General features: G+C 31.8%; 16 protein-coding genes. 6 read left to right on the top strand and 10 right to left on the bottom strand.

Annotated elements, in window-relative coordinates; translation table 11 throughout:
- Window positions 1-201 precede the first annotated feature (201 nt).
- The 6 genes from DEA20_04685 to DEA20_04660 form a co-directional block, all read right to left on the bottom strand.
- On the bottom strand, window positions 202-1,224 hold the full coding sequence (locus tag DEA20_04685; protein ID HBS48464.1) for a hypothetical protein: 1,023 nt from the start codon (window positions 1,222-1,224) through the stop codon (window positions 202-204).
- Between the two features lie 11 nt (window positions 1,225-1,235).
- Entirely contained in the window at window positions 1,236-1,694 is a 459-nt protein-coding gene (locus DEA20_04680; GenBank protein HBS48463.1) for a hypothetical protein, read from the bottom strand.
- Entirely contained in the window at window positions 1,691-3,145 is a 1,455-nt protein-coding gene (locus DEA20_04675; GenBank protein HBS48462.1) for a sodium/proline symporter, read from the bottom strand. Before DEA20_04675 ends, DEA20_04680 begins: the two co-directional genes overlap by 4 nt.
- A 14-nt stretch (window positions 3,146-3,159) precedes the next feature.
- Window positions 3,160-3,825 carry a hypothetical protein gene (locus DEA20_04670; protein ID HBS48461.1) on the bottom strand — a complete coding sequence of 222 codons (666 nt, stop codon included), beginning with the start codon at window positions 3,823-3,825 and terminating at the stop codon, window positions 3,160-3,162.
- Window positions 3,826-3,939: 114 nt separating this feature from the next.
- Complete coding sequence (locus DEA20_04665) at window positions 3,940-4,869, bottom strand: hypothetical protein (protein ID HBS48460.1); 930 nt, start codon at window positions 4,867-4,869, stop codon at window positions 3,940-3,942.
- A gap of 45 nt (window positions 4,870-4,914) precedes the next feature.
- Window positions 4,915-5,787 carry a hypothetical protein gene (locus DEA20_04660; GenBank protein ID HBS48459.1) on the bottom strand — a complete coding sequence of 291 codons (873 nt, stop codon included), beginning with the start codon at window positions 5,785-5,787 and terminating at the stop codon, window positions 4,915-4,917.
- 81 nt (window positions 5,788-5,868) lie between these two features.
- Here DEA20_04660 and DEA20_04655 point away from each other — a divergent pair, with 81 nt between their 5' ends.
- The 6 genes from DEA20_04655 to DEA20_04630 all read left to right on the top strand — a co-directional run bounded on the left by DEA20_04655 (window position 5,869) and on the right by DEA20_04630 (window position 11,792).
- A complete protein-coding gene (locus tag DEA20_04655) occupies window positions 5,869-6,636 on the top strand; it encodes a hypothetical protein (GenBank protein ID HBS48458.1) in 768 nt (255 codons plus the stop codon).
- Between the two features lie 88 nt (window positions 6,637-6,724).
- Window positions 6,725-9,340, top strand: a complete 2,616-nt coding sequence (locus DEA20_04650) for an alanine--tRNA ligase (GenBank protein ID HBS48457.1) — start codon at window positions 6,725-6,727, stop codon at window positions 9,338-9,340.
- Complete coding sequence (locus DEA20_04645) at window positions 9,316-9,714, top strand: hypothetical protein (GenBank protein ID HBS48456.1); 399 nt, start codon at window positions 9,316-9,318, stop codon at window positions 9,712-9,714. Before DEA20_04650 ends, DEA20_04645 begins: the two co-directional genes overlap by 25 nt.
- Window positions 9,715-9,725: 11 nt before the next feature.
- Window positions 9,726-10,313: a hypothetical protein gene (locus DEA20_04640; GenBank protein ID HBS48455.1), complete on the top strand. Its 588-nt coding sequence runs from the start codon at window positions 9,726-9,728 to the stop codon at window positions 10,311-10,313.
- Between the two features lie 87 nt (window positions 10,314-10,400).
- Window positions 10,401-11,294 (top strand): hypothetical protein, encoded by an 894-nt coding sequence (locus DEA20_04635; protein HBS48454.1) that lies wholly within the window; start codon window positions 10,401-10,403, stop codon window positions 11,292-11,294.
- A gap of 117 nt (window positions 11,295-11,411) precedes the next feature.
- Window positions 11,412-11,792: a hypothetical protein gene (locus DEA20_04630; GenBank protein ID HBS48453.1), complete on the top strand. Its 381-nt coding sequence runs from the start codon at window positions 11,412-11,414 to the stop codon at window positions 11,790-11,792.
- A 56-nt stretch (window positions 11,793-11,848) separates the two neighbouring features.
- Here DEA20_04630 and DEA20_04625 read toward each other — a convergent pair whose 3' ends face one another.
- From DEA20_04625 to DEA20_04610, 4 genes are all read right to left on the bottom strand, one after another.
- Window positions 11,849-14,410, bottom strand: a complete 2,562-nt coding sequence (locus DEA20_04625) for a hypothetical protein (protein HBS48452.1) — start codon at window positions 14,408-14,410, stop codon at window positions 11,849-11,851.
- An 81-nt stretch (window positions 14,411-14,491) separates the two neighbouring features.
- Window positions 14,492-15,718 (bottom strand): hypothetical protein, encoded by a 1,227-nt coding sequence (locus DEA20_04620; protein ID HBS48451.1) that lies wholly within the window; start codon window positions 15,716-15,718, stop codon window positions 14,492-14,494.
- 12 nt (window positions 15,719-15,730) lie between these two features.
- Window positions 15,731-16,945 carry a hypothetical protein gene (locus DEA20_04615; protein HBS48450.1) on the bottom strand — a complete coding sequence of 405 codons (1,215 nt, stop codon included), beginning with the start codon at window positions 16,943-16,945 and terminating at the stop codon, window positions 15,731-15,733.
- The gene (locus DEA20_04610; protein HBS48449.1) at window positions 16,945-19,119 is read right to left on the bottom strand and encodes a hypothetical protein; all 2,175 of its coding nucleotides are present in this window, start codon (window positions 19,117-19,119) and stop codon (window positions 16,945-16,947) included. The genes DEA20_04615 and DEA20_04610 overlap by 1 nt, the downstream gene beginning before the upstream one ends.
- Window positions 19,120-19,134: the final 15 nt, after the last annotated feature.

Here is a 19,134-nt window from a genome sequence, read left to right as displayed (position 1 = left end):
TTAATTATCGAGTTCGCGTTAAATTAGGTGTTATTCCCTTATAAAAAGAGCATATAAACTTTAGTTAATGAAGCAAAATGGTAAGCCTAAAAAATAGAGAAAAAAGGCTTTTTATGAGAAATTTGTATGGAATTTAATATTAAAAGGGGGCTGAAATTTTTCAGCCCCCTTTTTGCTTAGTTTTTGAAAATATCTTAAAGTTTAACTATTTTTGAATATTTCTTTGATTCCAGCGAGAGATCCCATAATGCCACTTATTTCATAAGGCAATACAACTAATTTGTCATTTTTACCTTTTGTAAGTTCTGGAAGAGCTTTGATGTAGTTCATAGCAATCATGTAGGGTAGCGGATCTGCTTTTGGAACAGCTTGTTGAATCATTAAAATAGCTTTGCTTTCTGCATCGGCTAACATTTTTCTTGCTTCAGCGTCACCTTCTGCATTTAATTTGGTTGCATCTGCATTTGCTTTTGCAAGACGTATTTTTGCTTCAGCTTCACCTGTTGCGTGAGCAATTGTTGACTCTTTAAAACCTTCTGCTTCCAAAATTGTAGAGCGTTTTTTACCTTCTGCTTCTAGGATAACCGCGCGTCTTTCTCGTTCTGCTTTCATCTGTTTTTCCATAGCGACACGAATATCAGCAGGAGGATTTACTTCTTGAAGCTCAACGCGATTTACTTTTACGCCCCATTTATCGGTTGCTTCGTCCAAAATAATTCTTAGCTTTTCGTTTATTTCATCTCTTGAAACTAAAGTTTGGTCTAAATCCATAGAACCAATAATGTTTCGCAATGTTGTTTGTGCTAATTTTTCTATAGCTTGTGGCAGGTTGGAAACTTCGTAAACGGCATTTTTAGGGTCTGTTATTTGGAAGTAAAGAAGTGCATTGATTTCCATTGTTACGTTATCTTTTGTTATTACATTTTGTTTTGCAAAATCGTATACAGCTTCTCGTAAGTCTATTCTTTCTAGAAATTCAGAATAACGATAAAGCTTGTTTGACCCTGCTGATTCTTTGACAAACGTCCAAAGTACTTTTCTAGGTTGATCGATGAATGGTATCACGAAGTGTAGTCCGGATTGAAGTATTGTGTGATATCTTCCAAAACGTTCTATTACGATAACTTCTGCTTGTTTGACTAAGTATGTTGCGTTAAAAATTAGCACTATTAAAAATAATGCAACGACTGCTAAAAATATGAAAAATCCCAAAATCATTTCCATCTTTTATTCCTTTACTGTTTTTCGATTTCTACTATTAAATGGTTTCCTTCAATTCTGATTACTTTTATTTTTTCGCCCTTTTCGATTGGTTCTTTTGTGATTGATTTTGCAGACCAGATTTCACCTTTGACTTTTACTTGTCCAGGCTTGATTGGAATAATTTCTTTTATTACAATTCCTTGGCTGTGAATAATTCGTTCTATGTTTGTTTTTTCGTGATTTGCGCTTTTTAAACTTTGTGTAAACAATTTTTTTAAAACGAAAATTGCAATGATGGATGTGACTATAGCCGCTGATGCTTGAACTGCGATGTTAAAATATAAAAATGCAAGTATGCCCGCGACTAAGCATCCAACTGAAAATGAAATGAAAAAGAATAAACCAGGAGTTCCCATCTCTAGCAATAGGAAAAGAACTGCTAAAATTAACCAGACAAAACCGGAATTTGAGAGAACTTCAAATGACATCATAAAACCTCTTTTTTAAAATTGGTAAACATAGAGACACTATAAATTAAAATTAAACTTATCAAGAAACCAACTACCATCGAAGGAATCTCAAATCCAAATAATTTTTCTTTGAAAATTATTGTCCAAAGCGCGGAAGATATTCCTCCTCCTAGAACTCCTGCAATCGCACCATATTTATTTATTTTTGTAGAGTAGAGAGATGTAATAACAAGAGGCCCGAAAGAGCAACCAATTCCAGCCCAGGCAAACCATACTAAGCCCATGACCGTTTTTATTTCATTTTTTGCTACCGCAAATGCGAAAATCATGATTAATAAAATTCCAGCTCTAAAAACCCATGAAAGTTCTTTTCGTGTTGCTTTTTTATTGATTATATTTTTGTACAAATCATCAGTTAAAACGGATGTTAAAACTAAAATTTGAGATGCGGTTGTTGAAACTATTGCTGCTAGAATTGCGCATAAGATTAAACCTGCCCAAAATGGAGAAGTTAGATTTAAAACCATTTGGATAAAAATTTGTTCAGGATTTGTAATCCCGCCTTTAAAGAATGCTATTCCGATAAGTCCGACAGCGGTAGCTGCAAGTAGTGTAATTATTTGCCACGATATCCCAATATATTTGGATTTGTGCATCTCTTTTACATTTTGGATTCCCATAAACTTTGTCAAAATTTGTGGCATGCCAAAATATCCAAGTCCCCATCCGCAAGCAAGTAATATTCCGGAAAAGATTGTTTTGAAATCAAAACTTGGTAAAAGAGAAAGTGAAATATTTTTTTGCATCGCGATTTGCGAAATTTCGTTCCAACCTTCAATTTTTGAAAATGCAAGAATAGGTACTAAAACTATCATGAGGAGTAAAAACATACCTTGAAATAGGTCAACCCAGGCGACAGCGATATAACCACCCAATAATGGATAAATTGCCACGATAAATGCCCCAATTAAAATTCCTATGGAATATGGGATGTTAAAAGTTGATTGAAGCAAAATTCCAAAACCTTTTAATCCGGCAGAGATATAAATCGAAAAAAAGATGATTGCCATTATTGCTGTAATGATTCGAATGATCCCTGCTTTGTCATTAAATTTTTGCTCAAAGTATCCAGAAATTGTAGAGCAATTATATTCTTCTGTTGCGACGCGAATTTTGGGAGCTATAAAATGCCAATTTAAGAACATAAAAAACAGTAAACCGATTGCGATCCAAAAATTGAAAAGTCCGCCAACAAATATTGCAGCGGGAAATGCCATAAAAAGCCAATTACTCATATCGCTTGCATGTGCAGCAAGAGCTGTTAAAAAATAATTTAATGAGCGATTACCTAAGACTAGATCTGTTTTTTGTTTATTTTTCATAGAAGAAAGAGTGATGTTGTAACCGATTAATGTGATTACAAAAAGCGTTGCGAAATAGATTACAAATGCATTTAGCATCAAAAGATTCATGAAATTCCTTTAAATTAATCTTTTAAAAATTGTAGGCTTTCAACAATTGGTTGTATGATGCGTGGTAAATCATTTTCGTCGCTTATTCCAGCTTCAATTAAGACCGAAGACGATTGTATTCCCAAAAGAGGAACAAGCGGTAAGCCATACGGTCCATAAACATCAAGTAGTTTATTAAATTGAGATGAGCGAAGAGTGTTTTCCATTTTAGTGGCTAGAGCGATTGAATTTCTAATATTTGCAAAATGTGCCTGATAAATAGAAATAAATTCAAAGTTGTTAAATTTATGTGTAGCAAGATCGACCATAGGGTTATAAAGCTGATAATAAATGTAAATGGATGGTTTTGGATTTTCTTGTGGAAAAATGTGCAAACTTATAAAGAAATTTGTATTAAATCGATTAGCAAAAGAGGCAATTTGTAGAGGGTAAACAACTTCTCTTGGTTCTCGAGTTAGAACAGATTTAACTTTATAATTTGATGATATAGAATTTTTTATTTTATCTGCTAGTTGAAAAGATATATTTCGCTCATTACTAAATCCGATTTTTCTTCCTGGATTATTTGCATCACCTGCGGGATTTATCATTACAAGTTTTTCAGAATCACTATTTTGTGCAGAATTATTTACTGGTAAAAATGAAATAATAAGGAGAAATAATAACAATTTAAATTTCATAAAAACATCCTTTAAAAAGTAGTTTTTGGAAGCAACAAAGGCAATTATAACATATTAAAAGATTTGCAAGAATAAGTTTTATTAAAAATGGTGTAAAATACAACTAGAAATATATTAAGAGCAAAGGAGCAATTTGGGTTGAAAAATTGGTGACTTTTGTTTTGAAACTTTTATAAAGTTGCCTACATTTTCTTGATTTATAAAGAAGTAATATTTTTTTAAGAAATTTAATTGGAATTTTATATATTCATGATTTAGTTTGTTTTTTCTTTGATTTTTACCAAAGCCGTACCAAAAACATAAACAAGGAATATTTCTTTTTTTTGCTTCGTTTTCTACATTTATGCAGTTTGATTCTTTATCGTCAAAAAATATTATTTTTTTGTAGCGCGAATTTAATATATCTAAATATTCGCCTAAAACTTTGCCTTTGTTTTGCCCTGCAGACATTAATAAACCTTTATAAAACGTAGGTTGTCCATAAATCCATTTGGATTTAAATTTTGTGAAAACAATTTTTTCGGAAGAGAATTGCTCACTAAAGTTTATTTCGCAATCGCATAATTTTTTGTATCTCCATTCTCCCATATCAGGTATGCATCCAAATGATTTTGCTGGCTGATCGGTTAAAGCAATTGTAGTTATTTTTCGAGTTTGTAAGTCTTTAATAATTTTTATGATTTCTTCTTCCATGGGAATATATTTAGTATTTATTAAAACCTTGCTTCCCATAAAAGTTAACTGCGCATAAATACTATTTAATTGATAAATATTGTTTGAATAAATGCTATGCATACTCATCTTGGTTAATTCAAAAAGCATGAACAAAATGTCGTTAAGAGCAAAAGATAAAGGATGATGGAAAAAATTAACTGTAGGCTCTGATGTGATTATTGTTTCATCGCAATCAAAAGCAACAATCGTTTGAGATGTTGCTTTTTGCAAAGCATCTGTTGCTTCTAAAAATGATGAAATTTTTTTAATTTCAGAATTTAAGAAGACAGAAATAAAAAATGTATAAAAAACTACTGCAATTTTTTTCATAAAAACCCCTAAAAATGTTGATTTTAAACAGTTTTGCAAGTTTTTTTATGGAAGTAAAATGCCCTCTTGAATTTCTTCGCAATTTAAGAAAATACCTGATTTTAAAAGGTATTTTAATTGGATTTTGACGATTTCGCGGTCAATTTTTTCACGATGTTTAGTAACATATCGGTACCAGAAACATTCGCATGGGATTTTTCTTTTTTCTGCTTCACTTCCAACTTCTTTGTTTTTTGTTTTTAAATCATCGAAAAATAGTATTTTGGAAGGTTTAAATTTAATATGATCTAAAAATGCTCCAAGAACTTTTCCTTTTGAATGTCCTGCAGACATCAAAATCCCTTTATAAAATCCCGGATATCCGTAAATAGGTTTTGGTTCAAACTCTTTAAAAAAGATTTCAGCTATATCAAAGCTAGAGCTAAAATCTATTCCGCATTCGCATAGCTTTTTGTATCGCCAGATTCGCATATCAGGTATTATTTCAAAATCGCGCGTTGATTGATTTGTTAAAGTTATAAATTTGACACCTTTTTGTTGTAATTTGCGAATGATATCGACTATATAATTTTCGGTTGGATGATAATGAGTCTTCTCCCAGATTTTACTTTGTAAGATATTTTTGTAGGTTGAGAAGTTGCGTCTTATCACTAAGCTTAGAGTTGGTGTTATTAAATTATAAAACATAAAAAATTTGTCATAAAAAGAGTAGCATTGTAGATGATTAAAAAAATTTAGAAGTGGCTCATGCGAAACTATCAAAGTATCATCGCAATCAAAAGCTACCAAAGTAGAGGAATCTGCACTTTCAAGAGCTTCATGTGCTTCTTGAAAGGAATATATTTCTTTGATTTGTGGAAGTGCAGAATTTAGAGACAAAAGAGTGAGGAATATTAAGAAGAGTTTTTTCACACAAATCCTTTAAAATTTTATTTCTCTAATTTAAATTGGGCTTTATTAAAGTTTTAACTGTTTTTAAAAAAAGTTAAAGGAAAATAAATGGAAAAAAGAGATAAGTGGGATGCTGAAAATTATCGTAAAAACTCAAGTTCGCAATTTGAAGGAGCTATGAGTTTTGTGAATAAATATAAATTTAAGGGAAATGAAGCAATTTTAGATGTTGGATGTGGTGATGGTAGAATCTCTGCAGAAATTGCAAAAAAAGTTCCACAAGGTTTTGTTGTGGGCGTTGATGTTTCTACCTCAATGATAAATTTAGCCAAAAAAAGTTTTTCAAACGTAAAAAACTTAGAATTTATTCAAGAAGATATTTCCAAATTTTGTAGTGATAAAAAGTTGGATTTAGTTTGCAGCTTTTCAACATTTCACTGGGTGAAAGACAAATTAAATGCACTAAAAAATATTTATAAAATGTTAAAGCCCCAAGGAGAGCTATTTATTTTTACAACTGTAAAAAATGATAAAAGTGAAATTGCAAGGGTTTCTAGTTCTCCAAAATGGAAAAGCCAAATAAAAGAAAGTTATTTTCATGCAATCTCAGCTGAAGATGCTAAAAAATTATTAGAAACGGTTGGTTTTAAAAATTTTGAAGTTAAAACGGAGATTCGAGAAGTAATCTACAATTCTAAAGAAGATCTTTTTGATTGGATGAAAGTATGGATTCCTCATTCGGTTGATTTGCATTCAGAAAAAATTGAAGAATATATGAACGACATAGTGGAAGAATATTGCAAAGGAAAAGATTTATCTAAAGGTAAGATTAATCGAAGAAATTTTGTAATGAAGATTTATGCTAAAAAAGATTAATTTTTAGTACCTATAATTAGCGTTTGCTTACAAAAATGTTAAGATTATCAAAATTTGTTTAATCATAGTTTTTCCAAAGGAATAACAGATGAATTATCTAGAAATCAGAGAAAAATTTTTAAATTATTTTCAAAAAAATGGTCATACAATTGTTCCATCCTCACCGGTTATTCCAGCCGAAGATCCTACGCTTTTGTTTACAAACGCAGGCATGAACCAGTTCAAAGATATTTTTTTAGGTAAAGAAAAAAGATCTTACACTCGTGCAACTTCTATCCAAAAATGTGTTCGTGCTGGTGGTAAACATAATGATCTTGATGAAGTTGGATATACCGAGCGACATTTAACATTCTTTGAGATGATGGGAAATTTTTCTTTTGGTGATTATTTCAAAAAAGAAGCTATTGCTTTCGCTTGGGATCTGCTGACAAAAGAAATGGGCTTGCCTGCAGAAAAACTTTATCCAACAGTGTTTCGCGAAGATGATGAGGCTTTTGAAATTTGGAACAAAATTATCGGAGTGCCTGTAGAAAGAATCACACGTCTTGGTGAAAAAGATAATTTTTGGCAAATGGGTGATACCGGTCCATGTGGTCCGTGTACAGAAATTTTAATTGACCGTGGTGCTGATAAAGGTTGTTTGTGCAAAGATTGTAAACCTGGATGCAGCTGCGCAAGATATACAGAAATTTGGAATTTAGTTTTTATGCAGTTTAATCGTCAAGCAGATGGCAAGCTTATCCCTCTTACACAAACGGGTGTCGACACGGGAATGGGTTTTGAGCGACTTTGTATGGTCAAACAAAATAAAAATACAGTTTTTGAAATTGATCTTTTTCAAGCAATTCACAGAAAAACAGAAAGTTTAACAGGTTTAAAATATGATAGTTGCACCAAAGAGCAAAGAGTTGCTTTCAATGTTTTAAGTGATCACGTTCGCGCTTCATCTTTGATAATCGCAGATGGCGGAACTCCTTCTAACGATGGTCGTGGTTATGTTCTTCGCAAAATAATTCGCCGCGCATCGCTTTTTGCACAAAAACTTTCTGATAATCAAAATTTATTTCCAGAAGTTGCAAAAGAATTTATCAAAATAATGTCTCCAATTTATCCAGAATTAAAATCAAGTGAGAAATTAATTATTAACCTTGTTACAAATGAGATTGAGAAGTTTTCAACCAATCTTGTAAGTGGCCAAAATATTTTGGATCAATTTATTGCTGACAATCTAAAAAGCGGTGAAAAGATTTTAACAGGTATTCAAGTTTTCAAGCTTTATGACACATATGGTTTCCCTCCTGAGCTTACACGAATAATAGCAGGCGAGAAAAATGTGCAGATAGATATGGATGGTTTTGAAAAAGAAATGCAAAAACAAAAAGATCAATCTGGCAAAAAATGTGAAGATGCAAGCGAAGAGCAGATTGAAATTCCTGCAAGCATTACAACTAAATTTGTAGGTTATGACCAGCTTGAAGTAAAAAGTAAAATCGTTTTTGAAAAAGTTTGTGGAAATAAAATTTGGATTGTTACAGCAGAATCTCCTTTTTATGTAGAAAGTGGTGGACAGGCTGGAGATTGTGGTTTTGTATCTATTAATAATCAAATTTATCCAGTTGTTGGCTCACAAAAAAATGGTTCTGCAATTGCTTTGAAAATTTCGACAGAAAAAGTGCAAGATCCTGGAACTATAAATGTAAAAGTAGGTGACATTGCACATTTAGTTGTTGATAGTTTTGTGCGAGATAATTCTGCAAAAAATCATACGGCTACACATTTACTTCAAACAGCTTTGAGACAAATCGTAGGTAAAGAAGTTAAACAGGCAGGATCTCTTGTTAGTGACAAATTATTACGATTTGATTTTAATTATCATCAAGGTTTGAGCGATGAGCAAATTGAGCAAATTGAAACTTTGGTAAATCAGAAAATTCAAGAAAATTTAAAAGTACATATTTCTAATACAACTCTTACAAAAGCAAAAGAGTCAGGGGTTACAGCTTTCTTTGGTGAAAAATATAATCCTGAAAATGTTAGAGTTGTTGATGTTAGCGGTTTTTCTGCAGAACTTTGCGGCGGAACGCATGTGGATGAAATTGGCAAAATTGGGTGCTTTAAGATTTTGAGCGAAGCATCGCTTTCTGCGGGAGTACGAAGAATTATTGGTGTAACTGGAAGTGAAGCAATAAAGCTATTTCAACAGATTCATAACATCACAAAAAATTTAAATGTTAAGTTCAAAGTACAAAATGAACAAATTTTGCAAGCTGTTGAGCGTCAATCTGGTGAACTTGAAGAAACACATAAAACAATAAAAAGTTTGCGCAAAGAGTTTGTGACTTACCAAATTCCACAGTGGCAAAATCAAATGAAAAATGTTGGTAATATTCCGTTTTTATTTTTAGAACTAGAAGATCAAAATAACAATGATTTAAAACAGATTTGCGCAAAACTCGAAACAAAAACTCCAGGTTTATTATTTTTGATTTCAAGCAATAAAACAGAACTTTCAAAAATCAATTTTTTCTGTTCTTTGAGTAAGGCATTTGCAAAAAATATTGATCTCAAAAAATTGGCACTATTTTTGAAGTCAGATTTAAATCTTCAAGGTGGAGGGTCTGGTGAAGTTATACAGGGTGGCGGTGAAAATCAATCAAAAATAAAATCTGAGGTAGAAAAATGGATATTAGAAAATCAAGTTTAATGACCGGAATAACTTTTTTAGTGAGTTGTATGCATATATCCGCAATGTTTCCTTCTAGAAGTAATGATGCTGTTAAGCAGCATGCAATTTCTTTAAGTAAGCAGCAATATGAATGGTTGAATATTTATTCAAGTTTAGGAGTTGAACGTTTAGTTTCTGAAATGATAGAAAAAATAACCTGTTCATACGAAAAAAGAAATGAAAAAGAATTGATTATGCTAAAAAAATCTATTATAGATTTTTTTAGCATGCTTTGTCCTGATATTAAGCAAGAGTTGCGCGTATTGATAATTAAAAAATTTCAGGAAATGCAAAATATTAGAAACATTGATGTTAGTGAATTTCTTTATAGTTGTGTAATAAAGATTTTTTAATAAAGAAAACAATGATTTTTAGAAAAACAAATTTAGTTGTAGGAATAATTTTTTTAGTGAATATTACTTCTCTTTTTTCAATGTTTAATTTTAGAAGAGAAAAAGGGTCTATTGATGTATTGACGGAAAGAATGCGTAGCTTGTCTACGGGGCATGTCGAACCTGCTTTTGTTCCGATTCAAGGGTCTTTATTACAAAGTGGTGATTTGAATGATGCTGGAGTTTCATCGCCTATGGAAATGGAAGGTGATGTGAAAGTTTTACCACAGGGATTGGTTCCTTATGCGGACAATACGCCTTCAGAGCATACTATTTTTCGTGACGAAAAGTATGAATGGGAATGTTTTTATTTGAGATCAGGTGCGGATGGATTCGTTTCTGAAATTTTAAGCAGATTTATGATGTTGGATGATTTTAGAAATTTAGAAGGATTAAAACAATTTAAGCTGTTTTTAGGATATTTTTTTAGAAATTGTTCTTCTGAAATTAAACAAGAATTAAAACCTCTAATAACTCGGCAAATTTCAGAAATGCAACGTTTGAATAGGTTTGATATCATTGCATTTCTTTATAGTTTGATTAGTTTTTTAAATGTTTAATTCTTAAATATAGCTTTTATACCCTATATCTTTTGTAAACTAATACAGAAATGTTTTTCTGTTTAACTAATAACAGAAGGAGGGGGTATGTGTATTAGTCAAAAATTATTTCTTATTTTGATGCAATTTTATAGTTCAATTTTGTTTGCTAATTTTGATTTAGAAAGTTTTAAATCAGAGATTCGTTGTCTTTTAAACCCTGAAAAAGTACAAAATTTAGTTTCTTTTCCGCAATTATCGCCAAAATTTAGGCGAGATATTGCTTCTAGAAAAAATTTTCTAGATAAAGGACCTCAGTTATTTATTAAAATTTTTGAAATCATGGAAGAAAAAAGTTTTAAGGAAGATATTTCAAAAATGATTGAAATATTAGATAAGTTTTTTATTCCTGCGGCTTGGTTAATTTGCTTGACTGATAAGGTGCTAGTAGAAAATTATTCAAGAGAGATTGCAAATAGGGTTCAGCATTTTTGTTTTACTATGAGAATTCATTTATTTAATTTTCATTCTGAATTATTTGATTTTATCCAATTTAAATTGAATTTTGCATTAGAAGTACAAAATTCGATTCAAGAAGAATTTATTCCTCCGAATACTTCTGAAGGTGGATTACAAGGGTATTGTGTAAAATTTAAAAACCCTATGGTTTGCGAGGCTTGTTTAAGAACGTTAAATGGTGGATTCCTGCCTTTGAATAAAGTTATATCAAGAGAGAGGATTGCGCAAAATATTTTACAAAAGATACAAGAATTGGATATGCAGCAATCTTCTTATTCTTTTTCCCAAGATATAGTGCATTTATTGTGTGAAGTTTTAGTAGAAGAGATGCATATTTATCCCGGCAGTTTAGAGCGTATTTGTAAGCAAATGGATTTTCTTTGTGAGCAGAATCCATTTAATGAAAATATAAGACTATTGATTGATGAGTTTAAGATTGAAACTTCTCGAATTTTACTTAGTAAGCAATTAAAAATTGCTTGAATAAAGTATAAATGTTAAAAAAAATTAATTATTTCTATTTTTATTTACTTAGTTGTTAATATAAAAATTGGTTTTCTTAGCGGCTTAAAAGTCGTTTTTTTAAAAAGGAGTTTGTTTATGAAATTAATAAAATATTTTTTACTTCCATGCCTACTAATTTGTACTCTAGTCGGTGTTTTGATGGCTACTGGATATATACAAAAACCGGGATTAATCGGTCCAGGTGGAATAGCTCCTATATATCGATTTCCTGATTTTAAACAAATTCAAGATCAAATAGATGCTTTAGTTAAACAAAAACAAATGCATGAAGAAGAAATAGCAAAAATACAACAACAAATAGAAGCTTTAAAACCTATTCCTGGAAAAGTTGGCTTAAGTTTACCTAAAGCACAGCAAATTTCCGCCTTAGAAAATGATAAAAAACCTCATGAAGCTGAAGTTTCTAGAATAGATGGTGAAATAGAAAATTTAACAAAGCAACTTAAAAAAAATTAAATTTACAATTTAAGTTTATTAAAAAAGGGAGAGTTTAAGAACTCTCCCTTTTTGTTTTAACTAATAGATATTTTGTCTGATTTAAGATCGATTTCGAATTCCTTTTTATCAGGATTTTTCAAAATTGCAGACGCGAGCGGTGTTGCAATGTAGTGTTGCACAGCTCTTTTGACAGGTCTTGCGCCAAACTCTTTTGAAAAACCTTCTTCAGCAACAAAATCTTTTGCTTTTTGGCTTACGTTGATTTCTATTTTTTTATCGATAAGTCTTTCTTGAAGTGCTTGCAGCTGAATATCTACTATTTTGATTATTTCTTTTTCTGAAAGTGGTTTGAAGTAAATAATATCGTCGATTCGATTTAAAAATTCAGGCCTGAAGTTTTTGTGTAAAAGATTTTCAATTTTTTCTTTTACAGCTTTAGTTAAACCACCTTCTTCCAAAATAATATTGGAACCTAAATTTGAGGTCATAATGACAATACAATTTTTGAAAGAAACAGTTCTTCCTTGTGAATCTGTTAAATGTCCTTCATCTAAAATTTGTAGGAAAATATTGAAAACATCAGGGTGTGCTTTTTCGATTTCGTCAAAAAGAATTACGCTGTACGGATGTGCTCGTACTTGCTCTGTAAGTTGTCCACCTTCTTCGTATCCAACATATCCTGGAGGTGCGCCTATAAGTCTTGCGACAGAATGTTTTTCCATATATTCCGACATGTCGATTCGAATAATTTTGTTTTCATCGCTAAAAAGATAGTCAGCTAATGTTTTTGCAACTTCTGTTTTACCGACACCGGTTGGTCCCAGAAATAGAAAAGATCCGATTGGTTTATTTGGATCTGCAAGTCCTGCTCTGTGCATGCGAATAGTATCTGCGATTTTGGTTATTGCTTCATCTTGCCCAATGACCCTTTTGTGTAGTTCTTTTTCCATCGAAATAAGTTTTTCGCCCTCATCTTCTTTGAGCTTTTCGACAGGTATTTTTAGCCAACGGGATAACACGGTTGCAATATCATTTTCATCAACTTCTTCTTTGAGAAAGTGCGTTTTTAGATTTTTAAGTTTTTCTTGTTCAACGCTAAGTTTTTTCTCAAGATCTGCAATTTTGCCATATTTGATCATAGATGCGCGTGAATAATCGCCCATTCTCTCCGCCTGTGCAAATGCTATTTTTTGCTCTTCGAGTTGCTCTTTTAATTTTTGGATTTTTTCAAGAGGTTGTCTTTCAGCTTGCCATTTTGCCAAAACTTCTTTGTTTTGTTCTTTTAAATCTGCAAGTTCTTTTTCAAGTGTTTCAAGTCTTGATTTTGAAGCTTCATCTTTTTCTTTTGCAAGTGCTACTTTTTCGATTTCAAGTTGAGCGATTGTCCTGTCAAGTTTATCAATTTCTTCAGGTCGTGAATCAATTGCCATTCTTACCATTGTTGCTGCTTCGTCAACTAAATCAATCGCTTTGTCTGGCAAAAATCGATCCTCGATCATTCTTGATGCCAAATTCACAGCTTTTACAAGAGCTTGATCTTTGATATGGATTCCATGGTGAAGTTCATATTTTTCTTTTAAACCTCGCAAGATCGATAATGCATCTTCAACGCTTGGTTCCTCGACTAAAACTTTTTGAAATCTTCGCTCAAGCGCTGCATCTTTTTCTATAAATTTTTTGTATTCTGTGAGTGTTGTTGCTCCTATGCAATGGAGCAATCCTCGAGCAAGCGCGGGTTTGAGTAAGTTGGAAGCATCCATCGAGCCGCCGCCACCAGATCCAGCACCGACGATCATATGTAGCTCGTCGATAAATAAAATAATTTTACCTTCTTCTTTTTCGATCGCTTGCAAAATTGATTTGATTCTTGATTCAAACTCTCCCTGATATTTTGTTCCGGCCACAAGTGATCCGAGATCTAGCGAAAGTATTTTTTTCCCCTTTAAACTTTCAGGAACATCGTCATTTACTATTCTCTGTGCAACACCTTCAACGATTGCTGTTTTACCAACTCCAGGTTCTCCAACTAATACCGGATTATTTTTTGTTCTTCGAGATAATATCTGCATTACTCTGCGAATTTCATCATGACGTCCGATAACAGGATCAAGTTTTCCTGATGATGCCATTTTGGTTAAATCTTGGCAGAATTTTTCGAGAACTTGGTACTCGTTTTCTGCATTTTTATTATTCACTTTTTCCCCTCCGCGAAGTTTTTTAATTAAAACTAAAATGTTTTTGTATATGAATCCGCCATTTTCTAAAAATTTTGAAATCTCTTCTGGCAAGCTTTTAGTTTTTGACATAACCAGTAACGCGATATCAAGACTTATATATTCATCGCCTAAATTTTTAGTCTCTTTATCGCATTCTTCAAGAAAATTTTGGAGAGTGTAATCTATCGAAATCTGACCGCCTTGTGCTTTTGGAAATTTATTCAGATAGTTACGAATTAAACTACTTAATTGTGTTAAATCAATTGAAAATTGATTTAATATTGATGAGCAAAAGTTGTTTTCTAAACTAGCTGCTAGCAGATGTAATGTTTGAATAGCAGGATTTTGTTCTTTTTGTGCGATAGTTGCAGCACTTTGTAGTAGCTCTGCAAAAGCATTAGTAAATTTTTCTATGTTCATAAAACCTCCAGAAAATATTAAAATTACTCTTTTTTAAATTTAGCAGAAACATTGGTAAGTAAAGAATAGTTAAGGAAAGTTTTAAGCGATCTTTTGTTCTTCTCGAGGTAAAACGACTAAAATATCTGAAACTGCACGCTCGGTTGCATTTGTTTTTTTGAAAAGATGCCACTCGCCAAAATCACCGCAAGGATTATTACGGATTTTGCCTTTATAATAAAACGTACTGGATCCGCCGCCGTCTAGATTTATAGCCTTGCTGCAACCTAATGATTTCATAAATAGCGCAAGCTCTTTGATGGACATTCCAACGCTGAACATTGTTTGACGACCATCTACTACGACAAAAATCCAATTTCCATTTGGTTTTACGCCGATTGCTGTTCGAGGGTGACGCTGAAGTAAAAAAGGATCTTGAAATTTATCATCTTCTTGAAAGTCGTAGGAAATTTCCCCATTTGAAATGAGAATTGGTGTGCCCCCCAAGATAAACTCTTTATTTTCCCATTGTTCAAAAAGATTAGAGTTTGTTTGAGTATTATCTGCGGTTGATGTTAAAAATTCATGAGAAAATGATGCACGATCCCCAATTTTTATTTTAGATAAATCTGTTTTTACCCATTCACCTACAGAGTAAACAAAACCGTTTTTTGGTATTTTACTATTTCCTATTTTTTGCTCAATATCTATTACTTTATTATTGTCTACAATGATCTCGGTTCCGTTTTTGCTGGACAGGGTATTTTCACCCATTGTTGGTAAATATAAAACGATTCGATTCTTGCCGCGTGGTTTATTTATGCGATTTACTGGATAAATTTTGTTTCCGATTTTAACTTCCCATTTCATGAGTAAGTTAATTAAATCGACTTCCGATCCTTCTTTATTCCACCCTATGATGGCAATATCGCCGATGGGGTCCGAATACCATTTATTTCCTATTTTTAGGATTTGTAGAGGGATACCTTCAAATTTTGGATCGAAACATTTGTACCAGAAAAATCCACCATTTACGGCTGCAATAGCATTTACTTTTTGTGCAATAGAGGAAACTTTTTCACATCCGACTTTTTCATTCCCGCCACTTACTATTTCGATTTTATACTTTCGAGGATCAATTTCTAGGATGTGAATCGATAGAGGAATTGGTAAAAATTGAGAAATCGTTTTGTATTGTAATCCAGGATAATTTAAATTATTTTCAAAATCTATAAGCGTTTCTTTTTTTAAAGAAATCTTTTGTAGAGCAAGTAAAACTATTATTGCTAAAAAAGCAGTAGATAAAACGATTAAATTTACTTTTTTCATAATATTTATAGCTTATCTTTTATTAATTAAAACAGCATCTGCGACTTTTCTTTCTTTTGGGATTCTATTTTTCCAAAAACTCCAGGAATGATCATTGGGGTTGTTGAGTATTTTATTTGAAAAAACTAAAGTGCTGGACCCGCCTCCATCAAGATTTATGGCATCGACGCAACCTAACTCTACCAATAGGTCTGCAAGCGCATTTAGTGTCATTCCTATGCTAAATAACAGTTGTCTTCCTTCGACAATCACAATGACCCAATGCCCATTTTGTTTAATGCCAATAGCTGTTCGAGGGTGAACAAAATCTTTGAAATAACTGACTATATTGTCGGAAGAAAAGTCGGTGACTTTTTGTCCATTGTATATTAAAACAGGAATACCGCCTAAAATGTAATCGAAATTGTTCCAATCGGAAGCGTTTTCTTTTTTTAGTAGTGATGAGACTTCATAGAAATAACTACAAGCGGTTCCTATTTTGAAATCTTGCAGATTTATTGAAGCGTCTTTCCCTATCGAAAAAACAAAACCATTTTGTGGAATTTTTGAATCACCAATGTTTTTATTGATAGCGGTTATTTTGTTGTCTTCAACTACGATTTCTGTCCCACTAGCATCCGTATGTGTTGATTCGCCAAGTGTGGAAAAATATATAACAGTTTCGTTATCTTTTCTAACCCTATTTATATGAGAAGCGAGAATTTTTTTATTTTCTATTTTCAGCCACCATTTCATATCTATTTTATCAATAGCTACTTTTTTACCTCCTTTAGACCATCCGATACAACCTTTGTATTTTTCTATAGCCGTAAACCAAAGGTTATTTACTTTTAAAATGCTAGATGGAATTCCGTCGAAAAATAGTATTTGAGAAAATAAATGGTTTTTGTCTTTTTCTGTTTCTTCTACAATTTCAAAAAAATTACCATTGACAGCAAGCAAAGCATTTTCTCTTTTTGCGATATTAGAGACAGTATCTCGTCCGATTTTGTTTTTTTGTGCAGCTTCGATTCGCATACTGTATTTTGCGGGATCTATGTCGATAATATGTATAGACATAGGCTCTGGAAAAGATTCACAAATATTTTTGTACTCTAATCCATCTTCGTAATAATAATTTGCAAGGTGAATATTAGAATTTAAGATCGAAAAACCGTCTAATTTAATAAAGCAAAATGATATAACAATAAGAATGTAAATTTTTTTGAATTTTGAATGAAGAGTCATTATTTAACTTTCAAATATTCTTCCAAACTCATTTGTTTCATAAAAATCATGCCGCTAATATTTTGTAGCTTGTTATCAAAAAGATTTATTAGATTTTCTTCCCCAAGTAAATCTTTTAATAGATTAAACTGTTCGTGCTGAATTTTGCAGGAAAGTTCTGAAAATGGTCCGTCATGAAATTGTGATGGAAATTCTGCAGAAGTTTGAGTTGAAAAAGATTTTTTGAATGTGTAGTCCATAAGTTTTAATTGATTTGCTGTTGCTGGGATAATTGCTAAATCGTTATCGAAAAGGTTGAATTTATACCAAACATTTCGATAGCACCAAACAAATTTGGGAAAACCTTTTTGCTCTGTTTGTTTTATTTCCAGCGCTTTGTTTATTATTTGTAAAACTTTGAAATGGGTATCAGGGCCAGTTCCTTGTGGGTCGAATGCAAAACTGATAATGTCTGGTTTTATTTTATTTATCAAATCAAGTATTGGCTTGATGTCATCATCAAGTGGTTTTGCAGAATAATCTGGGGTATAAAATTTGGATTTAAGATGGAATATGTGGCTTAAAGGAACATTTAAATTAAACCACATTCTATCAACTTCTGATTGTCTAATTTTACCTTTTAATATTTGTATTTCAGGGGTGTCGGCATATCCAGGTTTTGCCGATTTTAGATAATCATTTTTGAGCCAAACTATTTTTTCAATTAATTTATTAGCGCAATTAATCTCAAAAGTTTCTGCCAAAAATCGTGAAAGTATCAATTTATCGAAATCTAAGTTTTGCGTGTTTTTTAAGAAAGAATTTTTGAATATTTCTAATGTTTTTTCGTAAGGTAGATCGAAAATTAAAGATTTATTTGTTTCGATGAAATTTAAATCAATGTCGTTTGCAAGTGTTTCAAGATAGCTGTTTGCAATAGCCCTATACCCATTTGTGAAATATGCAAAATAATTTTCATTATCTTTTAATAAATCTAAAATGTGCGGAAAATATCCAAGCATCTCATCGTCAGGATGTGGCGATGTATGTAATATTTTTAGGCCTTTTAGTTGTTTTTGTCCGAGTTTTATTTTTTCGATTAATCTATTTTTTGAATCTTGCAAAATATCGGGTAACTTGCTATCGAATTTTGAAATTAAAAATTTACCTTTTTCTGTTGTTTCAAAATCAGTTTTTGTTAATTCATCAACGTTTTTGTGGCAATTTTTTGATTGCTCAAAAATTATTTCGTCTATTATTTGAGGATGATTTTCTAAATTTGGAATATTTTTTATATATTCAGCTCTTCTAAAATATAAGTTTGATGCAGCGTCTTTGTTTAAATAAAATTTGGCATTTGGGTTGTTTTGGAAAATCGATGCAGGACTTTCGATGCTTTGTTTTTCTTCAATAGCTTTTTTAACAATCGGTGCTTTGAGTTTTCCTGATGCAAAAATTATTATGGTCGCGTTTTTATTTGCTGTTATAGTGTTTAAGCCTATTGTAATAGCTTGTTTATTTCGACAGTGGCTCATGCCTCCAAAATCTCCTGCAGCAACGGCAGCGCTTTCATAATTTAAAGTTATTAATCTTGTTTTACTGTCAAACGAGGAATTTTTCATGTTGAAAGCGATATGTCCATCAGGCCCTATGCCACCCAAAAAGAAATTGATCCCGCCAAAATTTTTGATCTTTTCTTCATAATCTGTGCAAAACTTTTCAATAGAATCGGAAGTTGGATTTTCTAACATTTCTTTTGGGAAGATCATTTTCAAACAGTTTTCTGGTTTTATTTGCAAAATAGAAATGTAATTTTTTTCGACATAAGATGAAAAGCTATTTTTGTCATTAGTTTCTATAGGAAAATATTCATCCATCTGGACAAATTTTAGGCTTGAAGTATCGGGGAAAGTTTTATTTGAGATACCAAAATATTTTAGTTCTGCGGAAACTGTAGAATCATTCCAATTTTTTTTGTAATGATCTAATTGCTTTATGAATGTAAGTGGAGTTTTACCGGTCGGAAGAGAAATAACTCCGTTAGGATTTTGTAATACCCACTCAATAAATCTAAGGGCTACGAGTTTTCCTAATTCTAAGCTATTTTCAACTTCGATTACTGGAATTTTTTCGTTTGGATAATTTAATTTTCGACCACTTTTTTCTAAAAAAATATTTTCTACATTGCTAAGCATTTTATCCTTTGGAAG

Source organism: Candidatus Dependentiae bacterium (genome assembly GCA_003511165.1).
Taxonomy (GTDB): domain Bacteria; phylum Babelota; class Babeliae; order Babelales; family UBA12411; genus UBA12411.
This window is presented reverse-complemented; position numbering and strand designations above follow the sequence as displayed.

Bases quoted from the DNA above. Each gene is read 5' to 3' on its own strand.
- DEA20_04685 (HBS48464.1), bottom strand. From the start codon at position 1,224: ATGGAAATGATTTTGGGATTTTTCATATTTTTAGCAGTCGTTGCATTA.
- DEA20_04680 (HBS48463.1), bottom strand. From the start codon at position 1,694: ATGATGTCATTTGAAGTTCTCTCAAATTCCGGTTTTGTCTGGTTAATT.
- DEA20_04675 (HBS48462.1), bottom strand. From the start codon at position 3,145: ATGAATCTTTTGATGCTAAATGCATTTGTAATCTATTTCGCAACGCTT.
- DEA20_04670 (HBS48461.1), bottom strand. From the start codon at position 3,825: ATGAAATTTAAATTGTTATTATTTCTCCTTATTATTTCATTTTTACCA.
- DEA20_04665 (HBS48460.1), bottom strand. From the start codon at position 4,869: ATGAAAAAAATTGCAGTAGTTTTTTATACATTTTTTATTTCTGTCTTC.
- DEA20_04655 (HBS48458.1), top strand. From the start codon at position 5,869: ATGGAAAAAAGAGATAAGTGGGATGCTGAAAATTATCGTAAAAACTCA.
- DEA20_04650 (HBS48457.1), top strand. From the start codon at position 6,725: ATGAATTATCTAGAAATCAGAGAAAAATTTTTAAATTATTTTCAAAAA.
- DEA20_04645 (HBS48456.1), top strand. From the start codon at position 9,316: ATGGATATTAGAAAATCAAGTTTAATGACCGGAATAACTTTTTTAGTG.
- DEA20_04640 (HBS48455.1), top strand. From the start codon at position 9,726: ATGATTTTTAGAAAAACAAATTTAGTTGTAGGAATAATTTTTTTAGTG.
- DEA20_04635 (HBS48454.1), top strand. From the start codon at position 10,401: ATGTGTATTAGTCAAAAATTATTTCTTATTTTGATGCAATTTTATAGT.
- DEA20_04630 (HBS48453.1), top strand. From the start codon at position 11,412: ATGAAATTAATAAAATATTTTTTACTTCCATGCCTACTAATTTGTACT.
- DEA20_04625 (HBS48452.1), bottom strand. From the start codon at position 14,410: ATGAACATAGAAAAATTTACTAATGCTTTTGCAGAGCTACTACAAAGT.
- DEA20_04620 (HBS48451.1), bottom strand. From the start codon at position 15,718: ATGAAAAAAGTAAATTTAATCGTTTTATCTACTGCTTTTTTAGCAATA.
- DEA20_04615 (HBS48450.1), bottom strand. From the start codon at position 16,945: ATGACTCTTCATTCAAAATTCAAAAAAATTTACATTCTTATTGTTATA.
- DEA20_04610 (HBS48449.1), bottom strand. From the start codon at position 19,119: ATGCTTAGCAATGTAGAAAATATTTTTTTAGAAAAAAGTGGTCGAAAA.